Source organism: Massilia sp. NBRC 108631 (assembly GCF_059704565.1).
Map to the genome: position 1 here is coordinate 218,740 of NZ_BAAKJE010000102.1, position 15,385 is coordinate 234,124.

A 15,385-nucleotide genomic window follows, 5' to 3' on the forward strand; every position below is an offset into this window, starting at 1 on the left:
TCAACTTATAAAGGCACGCCGCATTCGGCGCAGAATTTCGCGTTCGGACGGTCGGCCGGAACCGGGTGGCCGTTCGCGCAGCAGCGGGGCCCAGCCTGCGCAGCCCCGGCGGCTGGGACATGATGATGGTGCACCGGCGCGCCGGCCTGCGCCTGGGCCACGCCCACGCCCAGCTGCATCTGCGAGCTGAGGGCGTTGGCGTGGGTGGCGTTCTGCAGCTTGAGCAGTTCGAGCTGGTGCTGCTTGTCCTTTTGTTCCTGCGCATCGCGGTGGGCGCGTTCTTCGGCCACGCGCTCCTGCATCATGCGCATGGCGTCCACCGGACTGACACTATTCTCGGCCGCCACCACCGCCGCCATGGCCTGGATCTGCTCCGGGCTCATGCCGGAGCGGACCTGTTCCTTCATCAGCTGCGCCAGCGCGGCGGCATTCGGAGCGGCGGCCATGGCTACCTTGCCGGTGTCGCTCAGGTTGCCGATGGTGGCGATGCGCTCGATATCGATGCGCGCCAGCTCGGCCGCGTGCGCCTGCTGGGCAAGCAAAGTGTCGTATTCGCCCTTCCAGCGCGCGAAGTTCTGTTCGCGCTCGTGCTCCAGCTTCTTCAGTTCGCGCTGCCAGCCGGCTTCCTGCTCGCGCTGTTTCAGCGCCAGGCGCTGCTCGTCCACTGCCAGCTGGTCCAGCGCGGCGCGCTGCACCACGGCCTGCATCTGGCGCTGCTGGATGCCGTCCGCTTCGATGGTGCGCAGCAGTTTTTCGTATTGGGCCACGGCGTCGGCGGCTGCGCCTTCGCGCCGCAGCTGCTCCAGCTTCTGGTTCACCTCGGCCACCCGCACGCCGTTCTCGGCGTCCTTCACGGCCTCGCCGCGCAGCAGTTCGCGCTGGTGCGCCAGCTGCTGCTGGTCCTGCCATTCCTGCACCCGCTCCGCCTCGCGCTTGCGCGCCGCATTGGCCAGCGCCACCGCGTGGAAGCGCGCCTTGTGGTGCTCCGCTTCCAGCTCCGCTTCGCGCTGCTGCGCGTCGGTCTCGCTTTGGCGCAGCCGCACCAGCTGCGCGCGCCGGTGCGCTTCGTCTTCGATGGTCAGCGCCTGCGCCACCTGGTTCTGGATCTGCTGCATGTGCAGCTGGTGCGAGAAACGCTGCTGCGCCAACTGGCGCTGTTCCTGCGCGGCCTGCTGCGCCACTTCCAGTTCGGTGCGCATCTTGATCTGCGCAAGCTGGCGCACGTGCTCCCATTCCGCCACGTCGCCGGCGCGGCCGGCCTTCTTCTTCGCCAGCTCGTGTTCGAGCTCGATCAGCGTGGCGCCGGCGCCGCGTTCGAAGGCCTGGCGGCGCGTTCTCGATTCGATGATGCGGCCGTACAGATCCACTTCGCGCGCGCGGATGGCCTGCACCCGTTCAGCCTCCTGCTGCGCCAGTTCGGCCTTGTCCACGGCGGCGTCCTGGCGCAGCTCGGCGCGGCGGAAGTCGCTGAGGATTTTCTGTTCCTCACGCCAGATGGCTTGCCATTCTTCTTCGTTGTACAGCTCATCGAGCTGCTTCACGTGCTCCAGCTGCGCATGGCGCTCGTCGGCCACCAACCACAGCGAACCGACCCGCTCGCGGTTGTTGTCGAATTTGTCGTGCCGCAGGGACAACGTGTCCACTTGCGCCACGGCCAGGCCGAATTCGGCCAGGCGCAGCTTGAGCGCCGCTTGCAGGCGCTCGTCCAGCTGCGGGCGCAGGTCGGCGTTGCCGCTCATGTCGCGCATCGAACGGCCGCCGACGAATTCGGCTGCCACCTGGCGCACGGAATCGGCCAGCAGGTCGTGCAGGTTCAGCGTGGTGACGGTGCCGGGCACGGTCATGAAATGCTGGGCGAAGGCAGGCACATGCTCCACCTTGATGGCGACTTTGAAGCGTGCCGCCACCTTCAGGTGCTCGGCGGTGTGCAGATCGCTGAAGGAAAACTCCACCGGGAGCGGCGTGGTACGGGTAATCAGGATCTCGGCATGCTGGTCGCGCAACAGGTGGTTCAGGCGGGTGAAAAAGCCTTCGATTTCGTACTCGCCCTGCGGCACTTCGGTGGCCTTGTCCGCTTGCAGGATGTAAGCGCGGGTGGTGGCGGGAACGCGCAAGGTTTTGTTGAAAATCCCCGCCAGCTGGCGCACGCCGAAATACACGGCCAGTTCATCGTTGGCCGGTATCCAGCGGTTATCCCGCAGCACCGGCTCATTGTGCGGTGCCCCCAATATCACGCCGCAGTTCGCGCAGTAGCCCGTGCCGGCGCCGTTTTTATGCTCGCAGCGCGGGCATTTGACGCCGCCAAAACCAAACATTCGGAACATGTCGAACTCCTTGTTAGCCTTACGTATTGCCTTATTCGCTACTGCCGCCCCGTCCGGTCCTGATTTTAGCAGGGGCGCGCCGCTCGTACTTTGCGCACGATTCATATGATTCCGATCCGTTCTATGCACACCAGCGAGGCGCCCCGGGCGCGCAGCGCGGCGGCGCAGGCCGGGGCGATATCATTCTGCCAATCCTTGGGCAGCAGCACGCGGTCGCCCTGGACCGCTTGTTTTAGTATCAACTCCAGCTTCGCTTCGCGTCCTTCCACCGTGTCTACGCGGCCGGCGTGCCAGGCGCCAGAGCAGCCGCTGGCGATGATGCGGCCGCGCGGCACAAACTCACGGCCGCGCGCAAGGCGGTCGGCCATGACCAGCGCCAGTTCATAGGAAACGCCCTGGAAGCGTGGCTGGCCGAAACGCACCACGGTGCGCCAGCGGCCCAAGCCCCGGCCGTCGAAGTGGCGCGCGCCGGCCAGTGCCTGGCGCACGGCCAGCTGCGCGGTCAGCCCCAGGCCGGGGACGGCGATGGTGTCTTCTTCGTCGCTGCCGCTCTGCTCTACTGGGTAGACACTCACTTCGACCCAGCTCAGGCTATCGTTGATGCCGCCGCTGTGCAAGGGGAACCAGGCGCGCGCGCTGGACACGGCTGCCGAGGGATCGGTGTGGCCAGTCAGGGCGCCCAGGTGGGTCAGCGACAGGCTGCCGGGCAGCGTGGACGCAGTATCCGCGACGGTAGCGGCAGCCGCGCCGCCCAGCACGGCCAGCAGGCCCCTGGCGGCATGCTGCTGCAGGCGGGCTGCGGCGAGGTCAGGCTGGCCGGCGACACTGCCGCAGTGCCAGTTGTCAGACCAGCCATAAGCGTAGACCTGTGGACAGCCCGGCTGCCAGGCGCCGCGCACCATGCGGTCGGCCAGCACGGCGGCCAGTTCCCAGCCGCGTTCTTCTGCGGCAGGCGCGATGTCCATGCTCAGCACCACCTGGTCGCGGCTGTCGAAACGGCTCTCGGTATGGCGCGCCAGCCGCACCACTTCCTGCATACGCTCGCTCAGCGCAGGCGCGCCTGCAACGGCGCATTTGACTTCGGCGCGGTTGGCGCGGGGGCGGCGGCTGGCGGTTACCGTCAGCACGCGGCCGTCGGCCAGCACACAGCGGCACTCGGCGTTGGCGGGCAATTTCGCGGTGGCGGCGCAGCTCATAGCGAGGGCTCCAGGCGCGCGTCGGCGCTGGCGATACGGCGCTGCGACAAGTGATGGTCAAGGTTGGAGACGATGCGGTCGGCGTCGTCAAGCAAGGCGGCAAGCATGGGTTCGGGGTCGGTGCTGCCGCAGGCTGCGCCGAATTGCAGCGGGTTGGCAGCCAGTTGCAGACGGGCCAGCAAGGCCCAGGCCTGATCCAGCCCGCGCGCGGCCTCGATGCTGTGGTGCGCCCGGCGCTGCTGTTGCACGGCTGGCAATGGCTGGTTGGGCGCCGCCAGGGCCAGCACGGGCATGGTGTTCACATCCAGTGCGATCAGGGCGATGCGCTGCAACAGGCTGCGATGCGCCAGAAAAAGCGCCTGCCCCGGCGGCAGCGCGACCTGGCGCAAGCCGCTGGAGAGCACTGGAAGCTCCAGGAACAGCCGGCGCAGCGCATGTGCATCGTCTGCAGCCTGTCCGGCAAGCAACGGCGCGCCGAGAGCGGCGGCGCCCAAGGTGGCCCGGCGCGGGGCCTTGGCCGCAGCGGTGGCAGCGGCGTCGGTGGCGGTGGCAGCGGCAGCAGCGCCGGTGGCAGCGCTGGCGGTCGAGGTTGCGCTGGTCGTTTGTGCAGTGACGCTGGCGCGGCTGGCCGCTGGACCGGCGCCGGCTGGCTCCGCAGCCGGTGCGGGCGCCTGGGCGCGGGCGCGGAGTTGGGCGGCGTAGTCGGCCTGTTCGCCGAGATCGACAGGCAGGCAATCCTCGACAGTGATGCCGAACCGGGTATACAGCAACTGGTTAAGGCCGGCGCGGAACGCATTCCACTCGTCCAGCGAAGTGCATGGCGGCAGATCCAGCATGCCTTGCGCCAGCGCCTCTTGCACCGCCGCTTCGACGGCCGCCCGCAAGCCCTCCACCGTCAGCACCTCCGCCACTTCGCTAAAGAGATACAAATCAAAGCGCTGCTGCGCCACCCGCGGGTCTGCCGCGTCGATCACGAAGCGGATGCGCAGGCCGGTTTCCGGCGCAGCGGCAAACGGTGCCATATCGATGCCGTACGGCCCCGGATGGAAGCCGTACGCCACTTCGGTTCCGCGCACGCCTGAGGCAGCGGCGCGCCGCGACTGGCCCGCCTCGCTGAACACCACCTGTACGCACCCACCGGCTACCGACTCGCCGCGCAAGCGCATCGCAACCACGCTGCGTCCCAGCTCAGCGCAAGGCGAGCCTGGTGCGGCATCCGCGGCTGTGCTGCGGCGGCGGACGAATGAGAACAGTCCCATGGCCTAGCACGCCACCGGTTCAACGGCGAAACGGGCGCCGTATAGCTGGAAATGCGCCATCGGCGCGGTATCGAATGGCCATGCGCGCTCGCATTCGCCGTCCGCATCCAGCCGTCCTTGCAGCAAGATGGCGCCGCCGCCGTCCACCACGCGCAGCATCGGCTGCTCGCGCAGCAGGCGCGCGGCGAATGGCGCGTCCCCATCCAGTTTCAGGATGATCTGCCACCCGGCGCCAGCTGGCCCCTGGCCCGGCAGGAAATGCAGCTGCCAGTACCCGTCGTCGGTCACCAGCTCATCCAGCACGGCGGCACTGGAGGCGGCGCGCAGCATACCGTGGCTGCCACGCCATACCGGGTCGTTGGCCGCGTGCGGCGCGGAACCGCCCCCGGTTGCGCGCTCCGAACGCCGCTCCAGCGATAACTGCCGGAAACGGCGCAAGGTCAGCGGAGAGTCCTGCAACGCCCGGCGCTCGTTCGGCGTCAATACGCGGCTACCATCCAGCGCCGCCAGCAACACGGCGTCCGGCAGCATCAGGCGATCGCCCGGCGCCGCCCGCGACAGCAGCAGGCGCTCTTGCAATTTCTGGTCTGGCGTGGTCATCTCTGCATCCCTCTGTTCATCGCGTATAGCTTGCCGATCGCCTCGTTGCGCCGCTTGCGCAACGTCGGCATCGAAATCCGGTCCAGTGCCGCCAGCTGCTGCAAGGTCGGCAGCTCGCCGGTGGCCGGGTCCAGCCAGGCGTCAGGATAGCTTTCATCTTCAGCGCCCAGCAGCTTCTGGTAGACCGCCAGCCGGATCGGCAGCGATTCCTCGCTCAGCACCTGCAGCATCCGGCTGCCGCCGTCCTGCGCAGCGGTAGCCAGTTCCATAAAGCGGAGGGGCAAGGAAAGGCTGGCAGCCAGGGCCTGGTCTGCTGCGGCCAGCACAGGGTCGCGTACGGGCTGCACGGTGGCCGGGGGCGCCAGCAGGTCCGCGCCATCCTCGTCCGGACCATCGCCTTCGGCCGCCTCGGCCGGGATTTCGAACTCCTCGTCCTCCTCCTCATCGGCCAGCGGCTGCAGGATCTGGTCCACCACATCCGGCAGAGGCGCTTCCTCTTCAGCCGCTTCGGACTCGCCGATCACGCGCAGATAGTCATCCATCCAGGCGGCGGCTTCATCCTCGTCGCCGCGCCAGTCCTCGGCCGCGCCCATATTGGCCGACAGCGCTTCGTAGTCGGCAATGTCGGCCATCAGCGCGGCGATTTTTTCTGGGCCGTTCTTCAGGCTGGAGAAGCGCTTCGATTTGGTGTGCAGCGGCCCCGGCGCGCCGCCGAAGCGCTCCAGCGACTCGCTCCAGCGTATCACCCAGTCGGCCTTGAATCCGCCTATGGTTTTCATCTGGCGTGCTTCGATGGGAATGCCGTCCGCCGCACGGCCCAGGATCGCGGCCACCTGCTCCGGGTGCTGCCGCCAGTTGGCGAACAGCTGCTCGATCTCGCGGTAGGCGGTGTCGAGCATGCGGTAGGTGTACATCTTGTTCGGACTGCACGCGCGGCCGGTGGCGACCTGGTAGTTGTCGGCGTCCACTTTGTCGCGCAGGCCGGCGTACATATCGTTGAATTTCTTGCGCAGCATGCCTTCGCTACCCGGCTTCAGCCAGAACGCACCATGCCTGGCGTGCTCGCCGGCGATGGCGGAGGCCAGGGCGCTCCAATAGGAAGGCTGCGCCTGCAGCTCGAAGGCCAGGCTGGTCGCCAGTTCTGACACGCTTTCGCCATAACTGTTGCCGGCCGCCTCGCCACGCGCGCCGCGCTGCGCCAGGCGCAGTTCGGCCGCCAGCGCATCGGTGTAGATATCCAGCTGCGCCGCTTCGTGCGCGCCGTCCAGCAGCAGATGCAAATCCATGTGGCGCACGGCCAGCAGCGAGCATCGGCCCAGGAGCTTGCGCACCTGTTCCCAACCATGTTCCTGATAACGCGTTCCCGGCAGCCGCATGTGATCCCGTACTCGAAGAATAAGTGCCGCCGGACCATAGGGATCGTATGGTCTTCGACGGACACTTCAAAATCATGCCACATCCGGCGCTCATCCATTCCCCTTGTTACAGGGCTATTTACCCTTCTGTTCCACGTTCCGGCCCGGCCAACCCGCCAGCAGGGCGGCCGCCATGGGCGCGGCGTGCTCGCCGCCGGTGGTGCTGGAATGGCTGACGAAGGCCGCCACGGCGAGGCGATGCGGCTGATGCGGCAGGCTGCCAGGCTCGAGCCAGCCGGTGAACCAGACCGTGGCGGCGCCGTCGCTGACCGGGGCCGTGCCGGTCTTCCCGTACAGGCCACGGCGCAGCGCCGCCAGCGACTGCGCGCCGAACGCGCCGGCGGCGGTGCCCGAATCGACCACGCCTTTCATGCCGGCCCGGATGCGGTCCAGCCGGATGCCCAGCGGCTCCTGCCGCGGCTCCCCGGCCGCCCTGCCGTTCAATTCCAGCAGCAGGCGCGGCGCCACCGTGGCGCCCTGGCCTATGGCGGCCGACACCATCGCCATCTGCAGCGGGGTGGCTTGCATGCGCAGGCCGATCGCCATTTGCCGCAGCTCGTGACGGGTGTGGATGGTGTCCATGTGGGCCGGCGTCGCTTGCAGCGCGTCATAGGCTTGCCAGGCGAAGTCTTTCGGCAACAGGCCGCCGTCCAGCCGCAGGCGTTGCTCGAAGCCCAACCGATGGGCGGCGGCCGCGATCGGCCGCACCGGGTCGAGCGCGCCCGATTCCAGCGCCTGCACGCCGGGCACGCCGCCGTCGGGCCGGCCGAACAGGCTGCGGTCGCTCATTTCCGCCGACCAGGCGAACCAGGTATTGAGACTGTAAGTCAGCGCCTGCGGCAGTCCCAGCCTGCCCTCCTGCGCGCGGCGGTCCAGCCCTTGCTCCTTGTAGTTGGTGATGCGTGCGCCCGCGCCGGCGGACGCGCTTGCAGGATAGGTGGCGGCGCCGGTCTCGAAGGAATAGCCGCGCTGGCGGGCCACAGCATTGATGGCGGGCAGCGGCATGCCGCCCAGGAGCGCATCGAGACGCGGGTCGGACTTTGCCGCCAGTTCCAGGCCGACCGCGCTGACAATCTTGAACGTGGAGCCGGGACTGCGGTGGGCACCGCCGTCGTGCTGCAGCGCTGGCAGGCGCAAGGGGCTGCGGGCAGGGTTGGCGCGGTCGAAGTCGCGCACTTCCGGCCAGTTGGCTGCGCCGGCGGGGGCATTGCCGGCGCCTGCCGCAGCCAGGATGTCGCCTGTTTCGGCGTCCAGCAGCACTAGTCCGGCGTGCCGGCCCTGGGGCGCGGGTTGGCCTCCGCCGCAGGTCTTGCCGTCCCAGCGGCCATGGCGCATGCCTATGCATTCAATGATGCGCTGGCCGAGGGCCTGCAGCGGCAAATCCAGCGACAGCTTGCCGCTGGCTGGCAGGCCCGCAGATGGGGCGCCGCTGCCGCTGCCGCTGCCGTTGGCGAAGGCGCGGGCAAGCACGCCGGCGATGCTGCTTGCGTGCTCCGGGGCGATGCCCAGCATGGCGCCCAAACCAGCATCCAGCGCGGCCGGCGTGCTGCCGCCATCGGCCCATAGCAGCGTGCCGTTGCGGTCTTGAAGCTGCACGCCGGCGCCGGCCGGAGCGCGGGCGGCGCCGGCCGCGCCGCCCGCGCCGCCCGGCAAGGCGGCCTCCAGCGGCTGCCAGACGATGCGGCCGCCCGCCACGCGCAGATGACGGTAAGCCTGGTCGCCGGACGCGGCCACGCCTGTCATGTCGAGCGGCTGCACCTCCACCTTGATGGCGCGTGCGCCCGCCAGCGGCTCCAGCGTGAGCCGAACGGCATCGCTCGCGGAGGCGCAGCCGCGCCCGGTGCATGACGGCGCGAGCGCCGCACGGGCGCCGGTGACCGACACTACCCGCCCGGCGATGAGAAGCTGCAGCGCGGCGCCCTCGCGCGCGGCTGCTCCCCCAGGGCCGGACCCGGGCCAGACGGATGCGGCTTCGACTTCGGCTTCGGCTCCGGCTTTGCCCGCGCTCGCGCTTGCGGCTTCGCCACCGCCTATCGCAGCGAGTGTTGCGGCTCCGGCTATGCCGCTGGCGGCAGCGGTCAGCGGCAGGCTGAGCGTCACCGTCTGCGCGGCGCTGGCCTGCGGCCAGTAGGCGACACGCGTCCACGGTTGCCAGCCTTGCGGCAGTTCGGCGAACAGGCGGGCGGCGGCGGGCGGCATGTGCGTGGAGGCCGCAAGCGGGCTGTCGCCGGCGCTGGCTTCCCATGCGGGCCCCGATTTGACGCGCCATGCCAGCAGGCGCCGCTCGCTGTTGTAGATGTCGACCTGCTGACGCACGTATGCCCCGTCGGCCTGGTGGTAGAGCCGCTTGAGCAGTTTGATGCCTGCGCCGTCCAGCCGGACGTCACGCCACTCCGCCAGCGCGGTGGCGCGCGAGGAGGCGCCGCTGGCCAGCCATTGCGGCAAATCGCGTGGAGCGATCGCGATCATGCCGCCGGCATCCAGCCGGACCAGCCCCGCCGCCTGCAGTGCGGCAAACAAAGCCTGGTCTTCCAGCCCGGCCGGCGCCTGGGCCGGGACATGGTAGACGCCGGGCGGCAGATAGGCCGCCACCGCGCCGCCGGCCGCGGGGAACGCAGCCAGCAGCGCTTTGTCGCCGAAGCCGGTGGCCGGAGCGGCGGCAAGACTGCCGTTGCCCGCTTGCCGAAGCTGATAAAGCTGTACCACCAGTTCTCCAGCCTGCGGACAGCCCACGCTCGCGCGGCGCTCGACGCGCATGGCGGCGCCGTCGCCCCAGGACAGCCAGCCCTGCCGGAACAGACCCACCGTGGCGCTGGCGGCCTCCTCAACCCTGCCGGCCCCGGCGTCTCCCAGCCAGCGCGCCGACGTGCCGGGTGCGCTGCGCCAGCTAAGCTGCAGCGGTTTTCCGCCGAAGTCCGCGCCCGCGTCGCCGCTGATGCGCACCTCGGGCATGGCGGCCGATACGGCTGACTCGCCGCCGACCAGCAGCACATTGCGCAACGCGCCCGACGGCGCCACGCCCTGCGCAGCCTGCTTGTCCATCCACCGCTGAACGTCATCGAAGCGGTAACCGAGCCTCAGCGGCACCAGCCGCGCGCTGCCAGGTTCGCGCAGCTGGCTGCACAGGTCCACGCGCACCGCGCCCATGCCCTGCATGCCCGCCAGCGTCACCACGGCGCCGCCCGCAACGGCACTGAAGCGCACCCCCGCCTGCCGCGCCACCGTCAGCGTCGCGCCCGGCAGGGCGGCTTGATATACGGTTGCCGCATGGCGCGCGCTGGCGGCATCCAGCGTCGTGATGGTAGCGGCACCAAGTGCGCGCGCATGGCCGATGATGGCTTCCGCGCCGCCCAGTGCGGCGAGCACGCCGGCAGCGGCCAGCCATAGCGTACCGCGCGGCGCGGCGGCAAGCCGCCGCCAGGACGCGCCGGCCGAACGCCACAGCGCGCCATACGCATCCTGTACGCGACCCGCAGCACGGCCCGCAGCGTGCGCAGCAGGCTCACGGCCGCCTGCGCTGCCTGCGCTGCCCGCGCGCAGGTTGCGCGCCCGGCGCAAGGCGCGGCGGCGCTCAGCAATGGACTGCAGAATGTGACTGAACTTGGCCCGCATATGCCCCTCGCCCCGATGGTATTCGTATGGCTGGGCTTAGCAGGGGGAAGCAGGAAAAGGTGGCCGGATTGCCATTGCGGCCACACCGTTTTATCGCCGGATTTTGCATCTCGCGCCACAAAATCCGCCGCCCGTCGCAATGCGGTGGAGGGCTGCATGGCCTTTGAGTACAGTGCAGTCATCGGAACACCAAACACCACTGACCACCAACCTGAAGGAAGAGCAAAATGAACGTCCTGAAAAACTTCGAAGCCCTGTTTGTCGTAACCCTGGGCCTGGCCTGCGCCGCCAACTACGTACTTGACAGCGACACCGCGACCGCCGAAGCACAGCCAGTTGCAGTCCGTGCCGCCGCACCGGCCTACGCTGCCGCCAAGGACATGCAAGTCGTAGTCGTCAGCGCCAAGCGCCTGAGCGCCGAGCAGAAGCTGCAACTGCTGAACGATGAGCGCAAAACCTCCGCGTCGGCCAAGATCTGATGCCGGCCCCGCACATTCGCCTGCACGCCACGCGCCACAACAGCGCACCCGCGTGACAGGCGAATCCTCTTCTGTGCGCCAGCGCACGTTGCATGCAGGTTTAAAGTCTTTCCAGCTGTGTCAGTTGTAATAAGTTGCATCTTCCTTTCTCCGTGCAAGCAGCACTTGATATAGTGAATTCAGCGTCACTCATATCAACGGAGAACAACATGATCAAGCCTACCTTATACGCAGCAGCCCTGCTGGCTATCAGCTCTGCCGCTTTCGCGCCTATGCCTGCTTCGGCCCAGGTGGACGTCAATCTTGTCATCGGCACCGCGCCGCCTCCGCTGCGCTATGAAAGCCTGCCGCCGCCACGCCACGGCTATGTCTGGGCTCCCGGATTCTGGAACTGGAATGGTCACCGCCACGTGTGGGTCGCCGGCCACTGGCTGCGTGAACGCCCGGGCTACTACTACACCCAGCCGCAGTGGGTACAGTCGAACGGCCACTGGGTGCGCCACGAAGGCCGCTGGGACCGGCGCGGCCGGGGCGACATGGACCGCGACGGCATCCCCAACCGCTATGACCGCGACCGCGACGGCGACGGCATCCCGAACCGTTACGACAACCACAACAATCGCGCCTATGGCCACGATCGCGGCCATGACCGCGGCCGCGGATACGACAACGACCGCGACGGCGTGCCGAACCGCCACGACCGCGACCGTGACGGCGACGGTGTACCCAACCGCTACGATCAGCGTCCCGACAACCCGCGCCGCAACTAAGCCGTTTTCACCGGGCTGGCGCTCCAGTACCGCGCCAGTCCCAGGTTCTTCAGCGCCGCGTTGACAAAACGCGGCTCCAGCAGCTCTTCCGCCGGCAGCGGCTGCCGTATCAGCTTCTGGTTGCGGGCGAAAGCCACCACCCGCCTGTAATGGCGGTACACCACGTCATCGTACAACGGCGTCCAACGGTCTTTCCACGGCAACGAAGGATCATCATAGGAACGCCTTATCACGCTTTCCGGCGTGCCGTTGCGCGTGCCGTCGCGTATCACCGCGTTCCGGTTGTCCTCCTGCGCCGCCCAGTACTGCGCTTTCACCCAGGCCGTGGCCACCAGCTCAGCCAGTTCCGGATTGGCCCGCGTGAAGTCCCTCCGCCCCCACAACTCCGCACGCATCTTGCGGTCCGGCTGCCCCTTGCTGGTCCAGATGATCTTGCCTATGCCTTTGTCCTCCAGGGGATAGCCGTTGAGCTGGAACAAGCCGTCCACCGCGCCGGTAGCCAGCGCTGAGGCGCCCGGCTTGATGTCCATGTTCACCAGCTTGAAGTCACGCGGCGTGAGCTTGTTATCCTCGATCAGGTGCAGCAGACCCAGTTCCCACGGCCGTCCGCGATGCACGCTGATGCGCTTGCCCTTCAAGTCCAGCAGCGAACGCGCGCTGGAGTTGGTGGGCACCAGCAGGAACAGGTCCGCGCCGCGCCCCGCCGGCACGATAACCTGTGTCCGCACGCCCCCCGCGTTCAGTATCACAGACGGCAAATCGCCGTAGCTGGCAAACTGGATGCGGCCGCTGGCAAACGCCTCGTTCATGGTGGCGCCGGTGTCCCCCGTTACGGGAAACCATTCCAGCAACACGCCGCGCTTGGCCAGCTCGCGCGCGAGCCAGCCGTCCTGCTGCACGCGGTAGGGAGTGCCGCCCAGGCTGGCCTTTCCGTTTTCGGCAAACGCGGTGACAGCGATGCGCAGCACCTCGGGCTGTCCCTGCGCACGCGCAACGCCGGGCAGCAGCGCCGCTGCCGGCCCCAGCTTCAGAATTGATCGTCGGTCCATGCTGTTGCTTCCCTGGTTGGCGTCAGGCCGCGCGCCGGTTCAGCGACAGCGCCGCCTCGAACGGACGCGGATCGATCCAGCTGCGCACGTCCACCGGATTGGGCAGGAACTGCCAGCGGAACAGGAAGTCGCTGAAATCCTGCAGCCCGGCGATGGACGTCTCGGACAGATCGGTATCGAGCCGCAGGTGCGCGTCTTCGCCATAAGCCACCGTGACCCAGTACTCGCTGCTGTTCGATTCGCGCGCCAGGAAGCGCCGCGTGTCGTCCGGATTGCCGCGCGCCCAGGCTTCGGCCCGCAGCACCTGGTCCACGACGCGCACCGCCGAATCGAAATGGTGCTCCAGCAGGTTCTGGTCCACCGTGAGCGTGCGCGGAGTGCCGTTGTTGGCGCGGATCAGCGGTTCCGGGTGCGCGCCGGTGTCGATCACCGTGTGCAGTCCAAACAGGCTGGCGATGTGGGCCGCGCTGGCGCCCTTGAGGAAGATCGCATCCACTTCGCCGCGCAGCAGGCCAAGCAACTCGGCGCTCTGCCCGCCGCTGCGGCGGCCGCCGAATACATTGCTGCCGGCCGCGCGCACCGCAGGCGCGTCGCTCTGCCCCGCTTCGATGACAAAATCGACCAGCTCAACGTCGCTCACGGCCAGTCCCTCCAGCTTGAGGGCGTTTTCCAGGCCGCGTATGGCCTGGGCGCGCGCGAAGTCGATCTGCGCCGAGGTCCAGCGCGGCAGGCCGAAACGGCGGCCTTTCAGGTCGCGCACGGTCTTGACGCCACTGTCCGGCAACGACAGGATCAGCTGCGTCTCGTCCGACCAGGACAGGCCCAGCACGCGCGTGTCGCGGCCCGCCGCACGCGCCCACAGCGCCGGGATATTGCCGCCATGGCGCACCGAATTTTGCAGCGTATGGTCGAAGTGCGATTCGCGCACCGCCTTGTCGTTCGATTCGCGCAGCGATTGGACATTGGTGCATTGCGAGCGGAACGACTCTTCCAGCCAGCCTTTCTGCAACGCGATGCCGAGGCCGGTCGGCACCGGGCAGCGGGTGTACCACAGGGTATCGAGGGAATTGCTCATGCCAGCTCCTTGCTTGGGTTAGTGAGTGGATCAATGAATGAAATCTGCATGCAGGCTGTCGCGGATGGCCACGAAGCCGGCTTGGCCGCGCTGGCGCGGATGCGGCAGCGCCACCTCCTGCACGCGGCGGATGCGGCCGGGCCGCGCGTCCAGCACCACGATACGGTCGGCCAGGTAGACCGCTTCGTCGATATCGTGCGTCACCATCAGCATGGTGATGCCTTCGTCCTGCCACAGGCGGCGCAGCTCCTGCTGCAGGCGCAAACGGGTCAGCGCATCGAGGGCGCCCAGCGGCTCGTCCAGCAACAGCACGTCCGGTTTGCCGACCAGGGCGCGCGCAATCGCGGCCCGCTGCGACATGCCCCCGGAGAGCTGGTGCGGGAAGGCGTCCGCGAAACCTTCCAGCCCCACGCGGGCAATCTCCGCCGCCACGCGCTCGCGGCGCTCGGCCACAGGAACGCGGGTGTTGGTGAATGCCAGGGCGATGTTCTGCTGCACCGTCAGCCAGGGGAACAGGCGGTGATCCTGGAATACCAGGCCCCGGTTCAGATCCGTGTCCCGGATGTCCTTGCCGTCGTGCTGCAGCCGGCCTTCGTATTCGGTATCCAGCCCGGCCAGCAGGCGCAGCAAAGTTGATTTGCCGCAGCCGGATGCGCCGACGATGGCGACGAACTCGCCCGGCTCCACACGGAACGAGATATCGTCCAGCACTGGCAGGCGTTCGCCTTTCAGATCGAAGGATTTGCTGACATGCTCGATCAGCAGGCCGCCGCTGCGGCGCTGCGGCCGCGCGCTTGGCAATGCGTGCAGCAATGCCTTGGAAATTGGTGCGTTCATGGTGCTCCTTCAGGATTCAAATCGATGGATGCGGCGAGCAAGCCGGTTCAGGATGGTGTTCATGGCCTGTGCCACCAGTGCGATCACCACTACCGCCAGCAGCACCACGTCCATGCGGCCGGCCACTTCGCCGTTCAGCAGCAACGAACCGATGCCGGGGCCGGCCGCAAACAGCAACTCCCCGCCCATGCAGGCCAGCCAGGAAAAGGCCAGTGCATGCGTCAGCCCGGTGACGATGGCAGGCGTGGCGGCCGGCAGCAGCACGCGGCGGAAGGTCTGCCATTGCGTCAGTGTCAAAATCCGGCCAACTTCGCGCAGGCGCTGCTCCACATTGCGGATGCCTTCGCAGGTATTGAGCGTGGCCGGATAGAAGGCGGCGATGGACACCACCAGCAGCTTGGCCGCGTCGCCGCTGCCTACCCAAAGGCCGAGCAGCGGGATCAGTCCGAGCAGCGGCACCTGCCGGATGCTGTGGAACAGGGGGCCGATCAGGCGTTCGGCCACGCGCGACTGTGCCATCAGCGTGCCGGTCACGATGCCCGCCGTACCGCCCAGCGCAATGCCGGTAAGCGTGCGGCCCAGGCTCACTTTCACGTGCAGCCACAGCTCGCCGGACGCCAGCAGCTGCAGCAGGCTGTCCCACAGCAGCGGCAGCGGGACGAAAATATAGGCGGCGCTGGCGCCCTGCCCGGACGCCCACTGCCATGCGGCCAGCAAGACCGCAGGCAGCAGTGCGGCCTTGAACAGCGCGATTGCTTTGGTTTGCATG

General features: G+C 68.2%; 12 protein-coding genes. 2 read left to right on the forward strand and 10 right to left on the reverse strand.

The window, feature by feature from the left end:
• Positions 1 to 5: 5 nt before the first annotated feature.
• The 6 genes from AC6H42_RS11955 to AC6H42_RS11980 all read right to left on the reverse strand — a co-directional run bounded on the left by AC6H42_RS11955 (position 6) and on the right by AC6H42_RS11980 (position 10,406).
• Entirely contained in the window at positions 6 to 2,324 is a 2,319-nt protein-coding gene (locus AC6H42_RS11955) for an SPFH domain-containing protein (protein ID WP_057154734.1), read from the reverse strand.
• 101 nt (positions 2,325 to 2,425) lie between these two features.
• On the reverse strand, positions 2,426 to 3,520 hold the full coding sequence (locus AC6H42_RS11960; protein WP_497548129.1) for a hypothetical protein: 1,095 nt from the start codon (positions 3,518 to 3,520) through the stop codon (positions 2,426 to 2,428).
• A complete protein-coding gene (locus AC6H42_RS11965; protein WP_497548130.1) occupies positions 3,517 to 4,779 on the reverse strand; it encodes a hypothetical protein in 1,263 nt (420 codons plus the stop codon). Before AC6H42_RS11965 ends, AC6H42_RS11960 begins: the two co-directional genes overlap by 4 nt.
• Positions 4,780 to 4,782: 3 nt before the next feature.
• Positions 4,783 to 5,379 carry a hypothetical protein gene (locus tag AC6H42_RS11970; protein WP_057154737.1) on the reverse strand — a complete coding sequence of 199 codons (597 nt, stop codon included), beginning with the start codon at positions 5,377 to 5,379 and terminating at the stop codon, positions 4,783 to 4,785.
• On the reverse strand, positions 5,376 to 6,710 hold the full coding sequence (locus tag AC6H42_RS11975; RefSeq protein ID WP_497548131.1) for a hypothetical protein: 1,335 nt from the start codon (positions 6,708 to 6,710) through the stop codon (positions 5,376 to 5,378). Before AC6H42_RS11975 ends, AC6H42_RS11970 begins: the two co-directional genes overlap by 4 nt.
• A 159-nt stretch (positions 6,711 to 6,869) precedes the next feature.
• Positions 6,870 to 10,406 (reverse strand): penicillin-binding transpeptidase domain-containing protein, encoded by a 3,537-nt coding sequence (locus AC6H42_RS11980; RefSeq protein ID WP_497548132.1) that lies wholly within the window; start codon positions 10,404 to 10,406, stop codon positions 6,870 to 6,872.
• A gap of 227 nt (positions 10,407 to 10,633) precedes the next feature.
• Between AC6H42_RS11980 and AC6H42_RS11985 the strand changes: the two genes are divergently transcribed.
• Together AC6H42_RS11985 and AC6H42_RS11990 are read left to right on the forward strand one after the other, a co-directional pair.
• Positions 10,634 to 10,885 (forward strand): hypothetical protein, encoded by a 252-nt coding sequence (locus AC6H42_RS11985; protein WP_057154740.1) that lies wholly within the window; start codon positions 10,634 to 10,636, stop codon positions 10,883 to 10,885.
• A 209-nt stretch (positions 10,886 to 11,094) separates the two neighbouring features.
• On the forward strand, positions 11,095 to 11,655 hold the full coding sequence (locus tag AC6H42_RS11990) for a YXWGXW repeat-containing protein (RefSeq protein ID WP_057154741.1): 561 nt from the start codon (positions 11,095 to 11,097) through the stop codon (positions 11,653 to 11,655).
• Here AC6H42_RS11990 and AC6H42_RS11995 read toward each other — a convergent pair.
• The 4 genes from AC6H42_RS11995 to AC6H42_RS12010 are packed head-to-tail and all read right to left on the reverse strand — an operon-like array spanning position 11,652 to position 15,384.
• A complete protein-coding gene (locus AC6H42_RS11995; protein WP_057154742.1) occupies positions 11,652 to 12,704 on the reverse strand; it encodes an ABC transporter substrate-binding protein in 1,053 nt (350 codons plus the stop codon). The two genes, AC6H42_RS11990 and AC6H42_RS11995, sit on opposite strands and share 4 nt — an antisense overlap.
• Before the next feature lie 22 nt (positions 12,705 to 12,726).
• Complete coding sequence (locus AC6H42_RS12000; protein ID WP_057154743.1) at positions 12,727 to 13,779, reverse strand: ABC transporter substrate-binding protein; 1,053 nt, start codon at positions 13,777 to 13,779, stop codon at positions 12,727 to 12,729.
• Positions 13,780 to 13,809: 30 nt separating this feature from the next.
• Positions 13,810 to 14,616: an ABC transporter ATP-binding protein gene (locus tag AC6H42_RS12005; RefSeq protein ID WP_082551728.1), complete on the reverse strand. Its 807-nt coding sequence runs from the start codon at positions 14,614 to 14,616 to the stop codon at positions 13,810 to 13,812.
• A 9-nt stretch (positions 14,617 to 14,625) separates the two neighbouring features.
• A complete protein-coding gene (locus AC6H42_RS12010; RefSeq protein ID WP_497548133.1) occupies positions 14,626 to 15,384 on the reverse strand; it encodes an ABC transporter permease in 759 nt (252 codons plus the stop codon).
• Position 15,385: the final 1 nt, after the last annotated feature.